Annotated in this window: 16 protein-coding genes; 12 read left to right on the top strand and 4 right to left on the bottom strand. The window is 62.9% G+C overall.

Annotation, left to right across the window (positions count from 1 at the left end; genetic code table 11):
• From fliJ to B0G75_RS09050, 12 genes are all read left to right on the top strand, one after another.
• Positions 1-450 carry a flagellar export protein FliJ gene (gene fliJ, locus B0G75_RS09105; RefSeq protein ID WP_106284820.1) on the top strand — a complete coding sequence of 150 codons (450 nt, stop codon included), beginning with the start codon at positions 1-3 and terminating at the stop codon, positions 448-450.
• 70 nt (positions 451-520) lie between these two features.
• A complete protein-coding gene (locus B0G75_RS09100; RefSeq protein ID WP_106303385.1) occupies positions 521-2,026 on the top strand; it encodes a flagellar hook-length control protein FliK in 1,506 nt (501 codons plus the stop codon).
• 477 nt (positions 2,027-2,503) lie between these two features.
• Positions 2,504-3,004: a flagellar basal body-associated protein FliL gene (gene fliL / locus B0G75_RS09095; RefSeq protein ID WP_106303382.1), complete on the top strand. Its 501-nt coding sequence runs from the start codon at positions 2,504-2,506 to the stop codon at positions 3,002-3,004.
• Positions 3,005-3,069: 65 nt separating this feature from the next.
• On the top strand, positions 3,070-4,068 hold the full coding sequence (fliM, locus tag B0G75_RS09090) for a flagellar motor switch protein FliM (protein WP_012434692.1): 999 nt from the start codon (positions 3,070-3,072) through the stop codon (positions 4,066-4,068).
• Positions 4,061-4,525 carry a flagellar motor switch protein FliN gene (gene fliN / locus B0G75_RS09085; RefSeq protein ID WP_106303379.1) on the top strand — a complete coding sequence of 155 codons (465 nt, stop codon included), beginning with the start codon at positions 4,061-4,063 and terminating at the stop codon, positions 4,523-4,525. The genes fliM and fliN overlap by 8 nt, the downstream gene beginning before the upstream one ends.
• The gene (gene fliO, locus B0G75_RS09080; protein WP_181309208.1) at positions 4,522-5,136 is read left to right on the top strand and encodes a flagellar biosynthetic protein FliO; all 615 of its coding nucleotides are present in this window, start codon (positions 4,522-4,524) and stop codon (positions 5,134-5,136) included. The genes fliN and fliO overlap by 4 nt, the downstream gene beginning before the upstream one ends.
• On the top strand, positions 5,136-5,969 hold the full coding sequence (gene fliP, locus B0G75_RS09075) for a flagellar type III secretion system pore protein FliP (protein WP_106303376.1): 834 nt from the start codon (positions 5,136-5,138) through the stop codon (positions 5,967-5,969). The genes fliO and fliP overlap by 1 nt, the downstream gene beginning before the upstream one ends.
• A 50-nt stretch (positions 5,970-6,019) precedes the next feature.
• On the top strand, positions 6,020-6,289 hold the full coding sequence (fliQ, locus tag B0G75_RS09070; protein ID WP_106303373.1) for a flagellar biosynthesis protein FliQ: 270 nt from the start codon (positions 6,020-6,022) through the stop codon (positions 6,287-6,289).
• 37 nt (positions 6,290-6,326) lie between these two features.
• Positions 6,327-7,109, top strand: a complete 783-nt coding sequence (gene fliR / locus B0G75_RS09065; protein ID WP_106303370.1) for a flagellar biosynthetic protein FliR — start codon at positions 6,327-6,329, stop codon at positions 7,107-7,109.
• Between the two features lie 453 nt (positions 7,110-7,562).
• Positions 7,563-7,904 (top strand): PAAR domain-containing protein, encoded by a 342-nt coding sequence (locus B0G75_RS41990; protein WP_181309207.1) that lies wholly within the window; start codon positions 7,563-7,565, stop codon positions 7,902-7,904.
• On the top strand, positions 7,795-8,097 hold the full coding sequence (locus B0G75_RS40570) for a hypothetical protein (RefSeq protein WP_181309218.1): 303 nt from the start codon (positions 7,795-7,797) through the stop codon (positions 8,095-8,097). The genes B0G75_RS41990 and B0G75_RS40570 overlap by 110 nt, the downstream gene beginning before the upstream one ends.
• Before the next feature lie 3 nt (positions 8,098-8,100).
• On the top strand, positions 8,101-8,730 hold the full coding sequence (locus tag B0G75_RS09050; protein WP_106303361.1) for a type VI secretion system amidase effector protein Tae4: 630 nt from the start codon (positions 8,101-8,103) through the stop codon (positions 8,728-8,730).
• Between the two features lie 418 nt (positions 8,731-9,148).
• Here the strand turns inward: B0G75_RS09050 and flgL are convergent, their stop codons facing one another.
• The 4 genes from flgL to flgJ form a co-directional block, all read right to left on the bottom strand.
• Positions 9,149-10,372 (bottom strand): flagellar hook-associated protein FlgL, encoded by a 1,224-nt coding sequence (gene flgL, locus B0G75_RS09045; protein WP_106303358.1) that lies wholly within the window; start codon positions 10,370-10,372, stop codon positions 9,149-9,151.
• A 10-nt stretch (positions 10,373-10,382) separates the two neighbouring features.
• The gene (gene flgK, locus B0G75_RS09040; protein ID WP_106303356.1) at positions 10,383-12,356 is read right to left on the bottom strand and encodes a flagellar hook-associated protein FlgK; all 1,974 of its coding nucleotides are present in this window, start codon (positions 12,354-12,356) and stop codon (positions 10,383-10,385) included.
• A 268-nt stretch (positions 12,357-12,624) separates the two neighbouring features.
• On the bottom strand, positions 12,625-13,398 hold the full coding sequence (locus B0G75_RS09035) for a flagellar brake protein (RefSeq protein ID WP_106303353.1): 774 nt from the start codon (positions 13,396-13,398) through the stop codon (positions 12,625-12,627).
• 337 nt (positions 13,399-13,735) lie between these two features.
• A complete protein-coding gene (gene flgJ / locus B0G75_RS09030) occupies positions 13,736-14,743 on the bottom strand; it encodes a flagellar assembly peptidoglycan hydrolase FlgJ (RefSeq protein WP_106303350.1) in 1,008 nt (335 codons plus the stop codon).
• Positions 14,744-14,746 lie beyond the last annotated feature (3 nt).

Here is a 14,746-nt window from a genome sequence, read left to right as displayed (position 1 = left end):
ATGGCGAAACACTTTCCGATCAAGACCCTCATTGGCCTCGCCCAGGACGATGTGGACGCCGCCGCGCAGCGTCTGGGCCGCGCGCAGCGCGAGCGCAACGACGTGCAGTCGCAGCTCGACGCCCTCGTCCAGTACCGCGACGAATATCACGCGCGCTTCACCGCGACTGCTCAGACCGGCATGCCTGCGGGGAACATGCGCAATTTTCAGGCATTCATCGACACGCTCGACGCCGCCATCGAGCAGCAGCGCAATTTGCTGGTGACGGCCAACGCGCGCGTCGAGGCCGCCAAGCCCGACTGGCAGCGTCAGAAGCAGAAGCTGGGCTCGTACGAAGTGCTGCAGGCGCGCGGCGAGGCAGCCGAAGCCAAAACCACGGCGCGGCGCGACCAGCGCGACGCCGATGAACACGCCGCCCGGATTCTGAGGATGCGCGCCGAAGGCGCCTGACGTGTATCTGGCGCACGAGCGCCGTCTCGATTGACTGAACACCTCGTTTGACCGATTGACAGGATTCCCTATGTCGCTTCTTTCACAGATCGGCTCGCTGCTCGGCTCCGCCAGCAGCACGTCCACCAGCGCGGCGATGGCCGCTGCGGCGAACGCCAAACCGTTCTCGCAAACGTTGCAGCAGAGCATCGACCAGCAGAACAGCGCGGCTGCGTTGAGCGCGAGCCAGCAGCAGGCTGCGGCTGCGGCTGCGGCTGCGGCCGCCGCATCTTCTGGAGCGTCGCAGTCTTCGTCGAGCGTGCACGACGCGCCGCCGCCGGCCGACCCTGCGCCGAAGAGCGCGGACGACGCAAGCAGCAAGGACACGAGCAAGCCGACGAACTCGGCTTCGTCCACGGCTTCGTCGGGCGATACGCAACAGGCTTCGACCGACAAGACGAACGCCGCGCCGGCGAAATCCGGCAACACGGCGAGCCAGACCGACGCCGGTACCGCGGCGGCAGCCGCTGCCGCTCAAGCGCAGGCTCAAGCGCAAGCTCAAGCCGACGCAAACAATGCCAATACGCCGACAACCACTGACCCGACCACGGCTTTGACCGACGCCGCGACCGCGCTGCCCGGCACGACGACGGACGCCACGACGGGCAGCACGCCGGGCAAGAAAACCGGCGCCACCGATCCGAAGTCATTGCAAGACGCGTTGCAGGCAGCGCTGGCCGCGCTGGCGAACGGCCAGGGCGTTCCCGCGCAGGCGTTAGCGACTGGCGCGGCCGCGAACGCCGCGACCTCGGCAAACGGCTTGGCTGGCACGAGCGCAGGGCTGAACGGAAGCGCGGACGGCAAGACGTTGGCGGCCGGCCTGTTTGGCGACGGCAAGGGATCGACTGCAGCGAAAGCCGCGATGACGACCGCGGCGGCGACCGTGGCCGACCCATCAGCGGTCGCAAAAGCTGCGGCTGACGCATTAACGGCAACGGCAGCCGGCGGCCCGCAGGCCGACGACCTGGCCTCTTTCAAGAGCGCGGCGGATGCCGCAACAGCGGCGCTAGCCGCGTCGCAGGCTGCCGCGGGCGCAGCAAGCACGACGGCGGCGGTCCAGACCACGGGCAACGCCGGCGCGGCGGAAGCGGCGAATACGTTGTCACCGCAGGTCGGCACGACTGACTGGGAAGACGCGTTGAGCCAGAAGGTGGTGTTCTTATCGAACGCACATTCGCAGAGCGCCGAGCTCACCTTGAATCCGAAGGATCTGGGGCCGCTACAGGTTGTCTTGCAGGTTGCCGATAACCATGCACATGCGTTGTTCGTATCGCAGCACCAGTCTGTGCGTGAAGCCGTCGAAGCCGCGCTGCCGAAGTTACGCGAGGCGATGGAATCCAACGGCATTGGGCTGGGAAGCGCGAGCGTCAGCGACGGCTTTGCGCGCCAGAGCGGCCAGCAGCAGAGTGCCGACTCCGGCCGTTCCGGCGGCCGCTCGAGCGGCGGGAGCGGATCGTTTGGCGGCGGCGACGCGGTGGCCTCGGCGGTCAACGTCCCCATACGCCGCACGGTTGGCCTAGTGGACACGTTCGCGTGAGTTTTCACGCCCGGGCAGCATCGTTCGCCGCGCCTGGGCGAGCACAATCCGCACCTTGATTCGCGGACGATTTGAGATCGGCGCCCTCCAGGGGCGCCGATTTGCGTCCAACGATGGACAAAGCTACCGCGACGGCGCGCGAAGCGCCGCCGGAAGAATGACGGCTTTGTCACTTACGTGGAGTGTGCGAGAGCACGGATTCCAGATGGACCACGAGCGCGGCTGTGCGGGGGACCCGCTTATGGGCTTGCGGTGTGAAGCGGCTTTCTTTGCCTACTTTCTTTGCCGCGGCAAAGAAAGTAGGTGCCGCCCCGCACAGGGGCAACGCTAATAGACCACGAGCAAATCAAGCAAAGGCCAAAGAAGAAGCAAAAACAAGAGATAACCAACAATCCCCCTTCTTTTCGGCCCATCGCGCCGCAAGCAAATCAACAACAATCCATACCACCAGCACTAAAAGCAGGAAAAGCAAACCTCATGGCAACCACGACCGCACCTCAACAAGCCGCGCCGGCGTCTCCCGGCCCGATGAAGCGCATCATCCTGATCGTGCTGATTGCGATCATTGCCGCGGGCGCAGCAGGCGCGGGCGTCTGGTTCTTCATGTCGAAGCGGGCCCCGGCCGCGACTTCTGCTGAAGCGGCACCGCCGCCGGCTCCAGCACCGCTGTTCTTCCCGCTCGAATCCATGACGGTGAACCTGCAATCCGACGACGGCCAGCAACATTTCCTGCGCATCGGCCTGACGCTAAAACTGACCGACGCAAAGACCCAGCAAGAGCTGACCGACCACATGCCCGAAGTGCGCAGCCGCATCCTGCTCGCATTGTCGAACAAGCACCCTGACGAACTCGCGCCGCTCGATGGCAAGCGCGCTCTCGCCACGGAACTGCGCACGCTGATCGAGCAGCCGACCGACAAGGGCGCCGCGCCGATCCATGTCCAGGACGTGCTGTTCACCGAATTCGTCGTGCAGTGACGTCGATCGTGACGTTAATCAGCGCTGCCATCATCAACCGCCACGGGACGCACGAGGAATAAGGAATGGGCCACGAAGAGTTCATGTCCCAGGAGGAGGTCGATGCCCTCCTCAAGGGCGTAACCGGCGAAACCGACTCGGAAGCCGAGCAAAGCGACCGTGTAGGCGTACGGCCCTACAACATCGCGACGCAGGAACGCATCGTCCGCGGCCGGATGCCCGGCCTCGAAATCATCAACGACCGCTTCGCGCGCCTGTTGCGCGTCGGCATTTTCAACTTCATGCGGCGCTCCGCGGAAATCTCCGTCGGCCCGGTGAAGGTGCAGAAGTACAGCGAATTCACCCGCAACCTGCCGATCCCGACCAACCTGAACCTGGTCCACGTGAAGCCCTTGCGCGGCACCTCGCTGTTCGTGTTCGATCCGAACCTGGTGTTCTTCGTGGTCGACAACCTGTTCGGCGGCGACGGGCGTTTCCATACCCGCGTCGAAGGGCGCGACTTCACGCAGACCGAGCAGCGCATCATCAACAAGCTGCTGAACCTGGTGTTCGACAACTACACGGCGTCGTGGAAAAGCGTGCGTCCGCTGCAGTTCGAATACGTGCGCTCGGAAATGCACACGCAGTTCGCCAACGTGGCGACGCCTAACGAAATCGTCATCGTCACGCAGTTCTCGATCGAGTTCGGCACGACGGGCGGCACGCTGCATATCTGCATGCCGTACTCGATGATCGAACCGATCCGCGACATTCTCTCGTCGCCGATCCAGGGCGAGGCGCTCGAAGTCGACCGCCGCTGGGTCCGCGTGCTGTCGCAGCAGGTGCAGGCAGCAGAAGTGGAACTGACCGCCGACCTCGCGCAGGTGCCGGTCACGTTCGAACAGATCCTGAACATGCGCAAAGGCGATGTTCTGCCGATCAACATCCCCGAACACATCACGGCGAAAGTCGACGGTGTGCCGGTGATGGAATGCGGCTACGGAATTTTCAATGGTCAGTATGCGTTGCGGGTCCAGAAGATGATCAGCGCAGCCGAAACGATGAAGGAAGGTGGATATGAGTGACCTGAACGCAAAGACTGAGGCCGAACTGGCCGCTGGCGCGCCGCAATTCGCCGCCGACGCAGCCGCTGCCGAAGACGAAGCGGCGATGGCCGACTGGGCCAGCGCGCTGGCCGAGCAGAACGACAATTCGGAAGTCAGCGCGACGACGGCCGGCGTGTTCCAGCCGCTGTCGAAAGTCGAGCCGACCACGACGCGCAACGACATCGACATGATCCTGGACATTCCTGTTCAGATGACCGTCGAGCTCGGCCGCACCAAAATCGCTATCCGCAACCTGCTGCAACTCGCGCAGGGTTCGGTGGTGGAACTGGACGGCATGGCCGGCGAACCGATGGACGTGCTGGTGAACGGCTGTCTGATCGCGCAGGGCGAGGTGGTGGTGGTGAACGACAAGTTCGGTATCCGTCTGACCGACATCATCACGCCGTCCGAACGTATCCGGAAGTTGAATCGATGAATCGCGTTGCCGGTCGCGCCGTCTTGCGCACTGTTCTGAATTGCGCTGCACGGGCGGCGAACGTCGTGGCCGCAGCCTTGGGGACGTCGGCTTCGCTGGTCGCGCTGCTCGCAGCGCCCGTTGCTCAGGCAGCGGACATGAACGCGGTCAACAACGCGGCGAAGATCGCCTCGGGCGTCGGCGCGGGTTCTGCTGTTCCGGCGCTCGGCGTCGGCGCGGTATTGCAAACCATTGTCGGGCTGCTGGTCGTGATCGGTCTGGTGTTCGGTTGCGCGTGGCTCGCTCGCCGCTTCGGCTTGCAGCCGGCGAACCGCAGCGGTCTCGTGAAGACCATCGGCGGCGCCTCGCTCGGCGGCAAGGAGCGGGTCGCGGTGGTCGAGATCGGCGATACGTGGCTCGTGCTCGGCACGGCGCCCGGCAATGTCCGTCTGCTTCACACGATGCCGGCAGGCTCGGCCGCCGCCGATCCGCTCGGCGCCACGCAAGCCGGTCCCGCAAGCGCGCCTGCTGCCGGCACGGCACTGCCGGGCACCTTCGGCCAACGCTTTCGCGACGCTTTAAAAGGCGAAGTGGGCAAACGTTTCAACGGGCAAGGCGGCGGGGTTCGGTAATGCAGTTCAGTCTCTCTTCGGCGCGTCACGCGCAATCCGCTCGCATGTCCAGCACCACATCGAAAGTGATTTCGGCCGTGCGCCGCGTGGCGCCAGTCGCCCCGATCGCACTGGCGGCGTTGATGCTCGCAGTGCCGACCCTGTCGTTCGCGCAGATCGCCGGCCTGCCGGCCTTCAACACGAGCCCGGGCCCGAACGGCGGCACGACCTACTCGCTGAGCGTGCAGACGATGCTGCTGCTCACGATGCTGTCGTTCCTGCCGGCGATGGTACTGATGATGACCAGCTTCACGCGCATCATCATCGTGCTCTCGCTGCTGCGCCAGGCGCTCGGCACGACCACGACGCCGCCTAACCAGGTGCTGGTCGGACTCGCGCTGTTCCTCACGCTGTTCGTGATGTCGCCGGTGCTCGACAAGGCCTACACCGACGGCTACAAACCATTCTCCGACGGCACGATGCCGATGGAGACCGCCGTCAACCGCGGCCTCGCGCCGTTCAAAACCTTTATGCTGCGCCAGACTCGAGAAAGCGATCTCGCGTTGTTCGCGCGCATTTCGCACGCCGCGCCGATGCAAGGTCCGGAAGACGTACCGCTGTCGCTGCTGGTGCCCTCGTTCGTGACGAGCGAACTGAAAACCGGCTTCCAGATCGGCTTCACGATTTTTATTCCGTTCCTCATCATCGACATGGTGGTGGCGAGCGTGCTGATGTCGATGGGTATGATGATGGTGTCGCCCGCGACCATTTCGCTGCCGTTCAAGTTGATGCTGTTCGTGCTTGTGGACGGCTGGCAGTTGCTGCTCGGCTCGCTCGCACAGAGCTTCGTGTAACCGCGCTTTTTAACCGCGCCCACGCCCTTCACGCTTCCGGTCCCATCGCCATGAATCAAGAATCCGTCATGACGCTCGCGCACCAGGCCATGTATGTCGGCCTGCTGCTCGCCGCGCCGTTGCTGCTGGTCGCGCTGGTGGTCGGCCTGGTGGTGAGCCTGTTCCAGGCCGCCACGCAGATCAACGAAAGCACGCTGTCGTTCATTCCGAAACTGCTCGCGATCGCCGTCACGATGGTGCTCGCCGGTCCGTGGATGCTCACGACTATGCTCGACTATCTGCGCCAGACGCTCACCAACATTCCGACGCTCGTCAACTGAACGGCGCGCTGGTTCTCACCTTCCCTTCCGAGCCACGATGTTTTCCGTCACCTACGCGCAACTGAACGCCTGGCTCACCGCGTTCCTGTGGCCGTTCGTGCGCATCCTCGCGCTGGTCGCCACCGCGCCGGTGCTCGGCAACCGCTCGCTGCCGATCCGCGTGAAGATCGGCCTCGCGGCCTTCATCACGATCATCGTCGCGCCTACGCTCGGTGCGCTGCCGCAAGTCACGGTGTTTTCGGCCGAAGGCGTGTGGATCATCGTCAACCAGTTCCTGATCGGCATCGCGCTTGGAATGACCATGCAGATCGTGTTTCAGGCGATCAGCGCGACCGGTGACTTTGTCGGCCTCGGCATGGGGCTGGGCTTTGCGACCTTCTTCGATGCGCAGGCGGCCAGTTCGAGTCAGGTGCTGTCGAGCTACATGAACACCATCGCCATGCTGGTGTTTCTGGTGATCGACGGCCATTTGCAGATGATCAGCGCGCTGCTCGCCACGTTCCAGTCGGTGCCCGTGTCGGCGAACATTCTCGGCGCGCCCGGCTGGCGCACGCTGGCGAACTTCGGCAGTACGGTGTTTTCAGCGGGGCTGCTGTTGTCGCTGCCGGTGGTCGCCGCGCTCCTCATCACCAATCTTTCGCTCGGCATTCTGAATCGCGCCGCGCCGCAGATCGGCGTGTTCCAGATCGGTTTCCCGTTGACCATGCTGATCGGCATGCTGCTTCTGCAACTGATGGTCCCGAACATGATTCCGTTCTTCACGCGGCTCTTCGATGTTGGTATCGATCAGATGGGGCGCGTCGCAGCGGGGTTCAGGTAGTGAGCTATTCGCTAAGGGCGCTACGGGCCTTTGCGTCGTTACGTTGCAGCGAGTCGCTAATCCTCATGCCCGCCGAGAGCGGGCATTTCTTCGCGTGCAATCCGAACTGAATTGACTCGCTTGGCGTGCAGCATTGCAACCGCGTTCGCTCGCGGCTAGCTTGCCGACTCAGGTTGAGACTTCCGCGCTTCCATCGACAAATCGTCACAAAACTTATCTTCTTTTCGGACTTGTCGGATACCCAACCTCTCTGCGATTCGCCGAAATGGATTGCGGGATAGGTGTGCTCAACTACCGCACGCCAATCCCGTCCATGTTGGCTCATTTCATACGGGAGACATTCAGAATGCCGGGATGCGAGACGAACGAAACGACGTATCAGTGTGCAACCCTGCATGAGCCGGGGTACATGCGCGAGTACATCGGCGGGGACGAGATCCATGCGTAAAGCGCTTGTGGTGCAAGGCAACCCGACCACGACAGGCGGGGCTCGTCATTGGGGGTTCGGGCACTCACATGACGGACCACGGCAAGCCGTCCGCGCTGGATGGCGACGAAGCAACGTGCGGCCGGTGCCAAGGCGTGTTCAGGATTGCGGGCACGGCTACGCGCAGGCGCTACAAGGGGCAAGCCAGCGTAGTCGAAGGCGATCTGGTGCTGTGTCCTTGTGGACTCAACCCATGTGATGGCCGGTCTGAATCCTGGCTGTTTTTACTGGACCGGCGACATTGCTGCGGCTGCGAGCAGTGTCGCACCAACAATCGACAAAACGTCGCTGGCAACAGGCATCTATGACGAACCGGTGCGCGTCTTAACGACGGTGACGAGCCTCGAAGGCTATCCGTACTTGATCGAATCGGCTAACGGCGGGATTATTTCTGGGCGACTTGATGAAGACGGTTACCTGCCGCGTGTCTACGCGGATGCAGCCTGCCATTACAAAGTGTACTGGGGCGACGAAGCCCTTGCGCGACAGGGCGGAGCCTGAGCAATGCCCAATAAAATGACCGTGGTAGAAACCAATTCGACGCCCAATTCCATCAAGGAAATGCAACTGAAGACACTGACTTTTCACGAGTTGTGGGATAACTATCCATCGGGCGACCCTTACGATAATCCAGCCTATCGCGATCAATGCGCTATTCGGATAAGTGTGACATTTCACCGGGTTGGTGTCGAAATGAAATCGTTTTCGGAGAGATTGGTTAAGCCGCTCTCCGGCCAGCCATCCATTGGCCGGATCATGCTTGATGGCAAGGTCACTGCGACGCGAGCCGACGAATTGGGCGAGTGGTTGAAGTTGCGTCCGTTTGCAGGACTTCCGAAGGCGGACGATATAACGGGTGCCGATTGGGAATCAAAGGTCAAAGGCCGCACCGGCATCATCCAATTTTCGCGGTATTGGACGCGCAACGGCGAGAGCGCGGGCAACGCAAGCGGTGGGCACATCGATCTTTGGAACGGTTCACGATTGACGATCAGCGGCTTCTTCGACGGCGTAGCGACTATTGGGCGTTACGTAGGCATTCCGTCATTTCGGCAAGGGGCAACCGTAGCTCCGGAGCTGAGTTACTCCGATCTGCGGAGTTCAAAATCAATCCTGTTCTGGGAGATCAAGTGAAGCGCTTTGGTGCCTCACTGGCCGGTGCCGTCTGCGGTCTATTTCTGACATGGGCATGTTTGTACGCATTCAGTCACACTCATTGGTCACGCCACTCCGATGAGTCCATCGCTCAATGCCATGAACTCGGCAAATGTGCAGTGTCGTCGCGGGACGCTGCGCTTCTTCTCGCATATCTGATAGGACCGGCGGTGCTCTTGGGTCTGATCAATGCAGTTGCATGGAACCGCTGGTCCGCCTTGAAATGGGCTAGCTGGTTCTTCGGCATCTCGATCTTGACGGTCGCGCTTTATGCGACTGATTACACCTCGGGGAGTTTTTAGCGTCTTGCATCGACTGCGCCGCGCATTGAAAAAGAAGAAGGGCGGAACCGGCTCACACCGGTTCCGCCCTTCTCCGTTTCAGACTACGTGCGCTGTCAGCTCAGGTACTGAAACAGCGAGATGTTCTGAATCTTCGCGAACGCTTGCTGCGCCGCTTGCAATGCAGCCTGCGTCATCGTGTACTTGCCGATCGTCTTGACCATGTCGGTCTGCGTCAGATCCGCAAGATTGCTCGACGTCTGCAGCGTGTTGGTCTGCGTGACCGTCTGCAATGCCTGCACTTCCTGCTCGCGACCGCCCACGGCCGCTTGCGCCGTCACGACATTGTTCATCGTGTTTTCGAGCTGGGTCATGCTGGTGGTCAGCGCGCTCTGGAAGCTCGCCGTCGACGCGCCGCCCGACACCGGCGTTTGCAAAGTGGTGATCAGCTGGCTCAGGTTGGCGAACACATCCATGCTGCCTTGCGTGGCCGGTGTCACGGTGAAGCTGTCGCCCGCGTTCGGCGCGCCGGTGATCGACACCGACTGGCCGCCGAGCGTGATCGCCGAACCGGCCGTGAACGCTTGCGGCGCGCTAGTAGTCACCGCGCCGGTAGCCGGATCGGTCTGGCTCACGGTATAGGTGGTCGCCGACGAGAAGTTGATCGAGAACTTGTCGGCGTTGGTCGGATTGGTCGGATTGGTCAGGCTTACCTGGCTGATCACGCCCGTGCCGGTGTTGCCGGTCGTCGCGGCCGGCACGGCGCTGGTGCCGATAGGCGCAACGCTGCCGAAGATCGCAATGCCGTTGTCGCCGGTCTGCACCACGTGCGAATCCGTAACCTGCACGCCGGGCGTGCCGGTGTCGCCGGAATAGGTCACGACGCCGGCCGAATTCGTGGTGTACGGCTGCGCGCTGCTTTGATAACCGGCGAACAGGTAGTTGCCCTGCGGGTCGGTCGAATTGGCGAGCGTCATCAGCTGGCTGCGCAGGCTTTGCAGTTGCGTCGCGATCGAACCGCGGTCGCCGTCGTTCAGCGAACCGTCGCCGGCGCGCAGCACCAGCGTATGAATGGTTTGCAGCACGGTATTGACGCTGCCGAGCGTGGTGTCTTCCTGTTGCAGCGAAGCGAGCGCGGTGCCCTGATTGGTCGTGTATTGCGACAGGGTCGTCGCCGTCGAACTCAACCGCACGGCCTGCGCCGCGCCGAGCGGATTGTCCGACGGCGTGGAAAGGCTCACGCCGCTCGAAATCTCGGCATACAACTGCGACAACTGAGCTTGCTGATCGCTCATCGTCGCGACGTTCATATTGAAGTACTGCGTGCTGGAGATGCGCATTGTCAACGCCTCACTGGAAGATGCCGAGTATCGTCTGGAACAGGGTCTGCGCGGTCTGGATAACCTTGCTGTTCGCCTGATACAGCTGCTGATACTGAAGCAGATTGGCTGCTTCTTCGTTGATGTTCACGCCGGAAACCGACTGCTGCGCGGTGGTGATCTGCGTCACCAGCGAGCTTTGCGCGGCGCTCGACGTCTGAATCTGGTTGGTCTGGTTGCCGATATTGTTGACGTAGTTCGCGTACGCGCCCGTCAGCGTGACCGTGCCGCCTGCCAGCGCTTTCGCGGTGGACAGATTCGACAGCGCCAGCGCGTTGCGGCCGTCGTTGGTCGCGCCGGTGTTCGGGCCGATGGTGAACTTGTCGCCGGCGGCCGGTGCGCCGCTGATCGTCACCGAAACATTGTTCATCTGGCCGGCGGTCGCGTTGTTGATCGTCAGCGAGGCGCCGGTGGCCGACGAATACGGCACCACCGTCGCCGCGCTGGCGATCGAATACGTGGTGGCCGGAGAACCTGCCACCGTCACCGTCGAACCGACCGGGAAGCCGGACAGCCCTGTGCCGTCGTACGACAGCGTGGTGGTCGAATTCGGCATGGTGTAGCCGGCCGTTACCGTGCCCTGCGTGATCGTGCCTGTGCCGGTGTTGCTCGACGCGGCGGCGCCCAGCACGGGCGCGGCGGCGGCGATCGCCGAGGCATCGGTGGTGGCGGTCGCGAAGCTGTTGAGCGCGCCGCGGGTCGGCTCGACCGTGAACGAGTCGCCGGCGTTCATCGTGCCGGTGGTCGAGAAATTCAGGCCGTTGATCGGTTGGCTCAGGTTGGTCGCCGAACCCACCACGCTGCCCGTCGAATTGTCGGTTAGCGTGTACGTGGTGCCGTTGTAGGCCAGCGTGTAGTCGCCGGTGGTCGGTTGGGCGGGATTCGCGAACGAAACGTTCAGCGACGCGTTGCCGGTATTCTGCGTGTTCGCATAAACAGTCGGGCCGCCCACCGAGAACAGCGCGCCACCTTTGGCGCCGGCCAGCGTGATGCCCAGCCCGTTTTGCGCGTTGACCTGCGCGGAGAAGCTCACGGCGATCGCGCCGAGTTGCGCCTCACCCGGATCGAGCGTCTGGCTGCGGAACGCGAGCAGACCGCCGAGCGTGCCGCCGGCGACCTTGCTGTCGGGCAGGTTCTGCGGCGCGGCCGCCGGGTTCGCACCCGCCTGGCCGAGATACTGAACGGACAGTTCGCTGGTGTCGCCGGTCGAAGGCGCCGTGCCCAGGTTATAGCTGTTGGCGGAGGACACCAGCGGCTGGCCGTTGCTCATGAAGACGCTGTAGCTGCCGTTGCTGTTCACCACATTCACGCCAATCAGTTGCGACAGATTCGACACGGCGAGATCGCGCTGATCCATCAACTGATTCGGCGGCTGGCCTTGCGTGCTGGCCTGAGCGATCTGACCGTTCAACTGCGCGATCTGCTGCGTGTAGCTGTTGATCTGCGAAACGGTGTTGGTGAGCTGCGTGTTGACGCTCTGACGCAGCGCGTCGTACTGCTGACCCGCGGCGTTGATCTGGTTCACCAGCGTCTGCGCGCCGCTCATCGCGGTCTGGCGCGTAGCCAGGCTCGACGCGTTGTTCGAGACGTTCTGCAAGCCCGTGAAATAGCTGGTGATCGCGCTCGCAATCCCGGCGGTCGGGCTGCCGATCAGATTGTTGAGTTGCGAAATCAACGTGTTGTACGTCGACAGCGAGCTGCCCGAGCTCTGCGCGTTGTTCAGCTCAGTGGTCAGATACTGGCTGTACTGGCGCGTCACGGTCGTGGTCGAGACGCCTTGCGGCAGATAGCCCGAGCCCGTGTACTGGCCGCCGCTTTCCGCATACACCGGCGTTTCGATGGTGTAGCCAGGCGTCGACGCGTTGCTGATGTTCTGGCCGGTCGTCGTGAGTCCCCACTGGGCTGCGTTCAGTCCACTGAGGCCGAGATTGATGAGATTGGACATGCGTCATCCTGAAGGGCGACACCGTACACATGCCGCCGCGTTACTTGAACATCTTGTTTAACGGCCTCAACCGGCAAAAATTGAGGTCATTCCGATGCGTGTTCGACGTTTGTTTCAACGTTTGCGAGGCCTGCGGGCCGGGCTTGCCACTCGTCGCGCAGTGAGGCGCGCGGGTGCGGAAATCAGGTGACAACGGAGTGACGATGAACCGGCAGGCGCACACGATGCGCGAGCAATTCGCCCACGCACCGCGAGTCCAACATTTCAATCAGCGCACCAACGAGCGGCGCTTCATCTCGAGCTGCGTGATCAGACGTTGCAGCGTGTTTTCCGCGCTGCCAGGCAGCGTCAGAAAGCGGAAGCCGAGCTGGAAACGCTGCGTGCCATTCGGCAGCGCGGTGGAGCGATGCGACACGAGTTGCAGGTCGAGCGAGAGCCGGCCGAGCGCGCCGAGCGCCAGCTCGCAATCGAGCAGGCGCGTGCCCATCGGCAATTCGGCCACGCGTTCGTCGGCGGTGCGCATGCCCACGCCGCCAAGTGACAGGTCGTGCACCTCGAAGCGGAACGTGTCGCCTTCGGGCAAACGGCCGGAGCATACGTACGGATCGAGAATCGGCGCATCGACGCGGAAGTACTCGCGGCGCTGCACGTAGAACAGCACCTCGGGGAAGTCAGCCTCGAACGCGGGCAGTCCTTCAAAGCGCGTCTCGCGCGGCGTGGCGGTGGCGAATTCCACGCGCACGCCGTCCGGCTGCGCGTGGAACTGGCAGCGCGGTGCGCCCAGCAAGCCCCGGTTCTGATCGGACAAGGCGCCCCAATCGAACGTGAAAGTGCGTCCGCGCACGTCGACTTCGAGCAGACGCGTGACGAGCTGTCCGCCGGCATATTGAACGGTGAGGAAATCGCCGCGATTGACGAGATTGCGCAGCTGAACGCCAATCTCCAGCGGATTGCGACGGCCAAAATCGTTGCCGTCTTCGGCTGTCTGAGCGTGCAACTGGCCGTGTGTGTCGGTCTGGCCGTTCGACTGGGTAGTATCCATGGGCTTGCCGGTATGCTTGTTCTTGCGGGCGCGTGCCAGAGCTCCTGCCGGGGCTTTCGCGCGGTCTTCATCGAAGCCGCAGCACGCGCATCCCAACCGGACATTACAACGCTTTCCGGTATTGGGTCTAACTGATTAGCGGCAGTATCGGGCCAAAATTTAGGGGCCTGTCATGAATTATTTGCCGCAAACGTTAAAACGCGCCGTCTCTTTCGCGGGTGGGCCGGCCGCCCATGGGCGACCGGCCTCGTCCGTCTTGTCATGCACCTGGCCCCGTCGCGTGCATGCTTTTGATTCGATTAAATGATGCGGCGATTCGAACCGCGGTCGCGGCGGGTCAGCCCATCTTCTGCATGATGGACATCAGTTTTTTCGCGTAGTGCGGGTCGGTCGCGTAACCGGCGCGCTGCATGCCGTTGGCAAAGCCGTTCACGTCATGCGCCGAATTGATCACCTGCGCGTAACGCGGATTGCCCTTCAGCAGGCTCGCGTAGTCGGTCATGGCTTCCTGATACGAGTCGTACGCGCGGAATTTTTCCACAACGCGTTGCGGCTTGCCGTTCACGTATTCGGTCGTGACCGTCGACACGGTCTTGCCGGTCCAGTCCTTGGTTGCCTTGATGCCGAACACGTTGTGGCTGGTCGAGCCGTCCGTCTTCTTGATCTCGCTCTTGCCCCAGCCGGATTCGAGCGCCGCCTGGCCAATGATGAAGCGCGCCGGAATGCCGGTCGCCGCGCTGGCGGCCTGCGCCGGTTGGGCGAGCTTATCGACGAAAGCGTCGACCTTCGGCGAGCTGCCGTCGCCCTTGAGCGGCGGAGTCAGCGCGCTGTTGGCCGAGTAGCCCTTGCCCATCGCGAGCTGGCCGTTGGCCTGCGCGTTGCCGTACGCCTTCGCGAGCGCGTTCAGCGCGGCGGTCTGGCCTTCGTCGCCACCGCTGCCGCCGCCCAACGCGTTGGCCATGCCGGCCAAGCCACCCGCGGCGCCTGCGCCGCCCGCACCGCCGCCAACCTGCATGCCCTGATTGCGCATCAACTGCTTGAGCATGGCGTCAGCCACGCCAATGCCCTTTTGCGACATCTGTTGCGACAACTGCTGATCCATCATCGACGTGAAAGTGGCGCTGTCGTGCGAATCGAACGGACCGTCTTGCGGGGTCGCGTCGCGCATGCTCTTCAGCATCATCTGCGTGAACACCGCGTCGAACTGCTGCGCGGCCATCTTCATGCCCGCTTGCGGGGATGCCTTGGCCTGCGCGCTCAGCTTCGCGAAGCCCTGCACGTCGAGCGCGAAGCGCTGGGTCAGGTCGTTCGCCGAAGCGGCGGAATTGGTCGTATCCGAATTCACCCT

Origin of the sequence: Paraburkholderia sp. BL18I3N2, from assembly GCF_003001875.1 — a bacterium.
GTDB classification, from domain to species: Bacteria; Pseudomonadota; Gammaproteobacteria; order Burkholderiales; family Burkholderiaceae; genus Paraburkholderia; species Paraburkholderia phytofirmans.
Note: the sequence above shows the minus strand (reverse complement) of the source record. Positions and strands in the feature narration are given on the sequence as shown.

Coding starts and splice junctions, on each gene's coding strand:
- fliR (WP_106303370.1), top strand. CDS start 6,327: ATGTTTTCCGTCACCTACGCGCAACTGAACGCCTGGCTCACCGCGTTC.
- B0G75_RS40570 (WP_181309218.1), top strand. CDS start 7,795: ATGGCCGGTCTGAATCCTGGCTGTTTTTACTGGACCGGCGACATTGCT.
- fliP (WP_106303376.1), top strand. CDS start 5,136: ATGCAGTTCAGTCTCTCTTCGGCGCGTCACGCGCAATCCGCTCGCATG.
- B0G75_RS09100 (WP_106303385.1), top strand. CDS start 521: ATGTCGCTTCTTTCACAGATCGGCTCGCTGCTCGGCTCCGCCAGCAGC.
- B0G75_RS09050 (WP_106303361.1), top strand. CDS start 8,101: ATGCCCAATAAAATGACCGTGGTAGAAACCAATTCGACGCCCAATTCC.
- fliJ (WP_106284820.1), top strand. CDS start 1: ATGGCGAAACACTTTCCGATCAAGACCCTCATTGGCCTCGCCCAGGAC.
- fliL (WP_106303382.1), top strand. CDS start 2,504: ATGGCAACCACGACCGCACCTCAACAAGCCGCGCCGGCGTCTCCCGGC.
- fliO (WP_181309208.1), top strand. CDS start 4,522: ATGAATCGCGTTGCCGGTCGCGCCGTCTTGCGCACTGTTCTGAATTGC.
- B0G75_RS09035 (WP_106303353.1), bottom strand. CDS start 13,398: ATGGATACTACCCAGTCGAACGGCCAGACCGACACACACGGCCAGTTG.
- fliM (WP_012434692.1), top strand. CDS start 3,070: ATGGGCCACGAAGAGTTCATGTCCCAGGAGGAGGTCGATGCCCTCCTC.
- fliN (WP_106303379.1), top strand. CDS start 4,061: ATGAGTGACCTGAACGCAAAGACTGAGGCCGAACTGGCCGCTGGCGCG.
- fliQ (WP_106303373.1), top strand. CDS start 6,020: ATGAATCAAGAATCCGTCATGACGCTCGCGCACCAGGCCATGTATGTC.
- flgL (WP_106303358.1), bottom strand. CDS start 10,372: ATGCGCATCTCCAGCACGCAGTACTTCAATATGAACGTCGCGACGATG.
- flgK (WP_106303356.1), bottom strand. CDS start 12,356: ATGTCCAATCTCATCAATCTCGGCCTCAGTGGACTGAACGCAGCCCAG.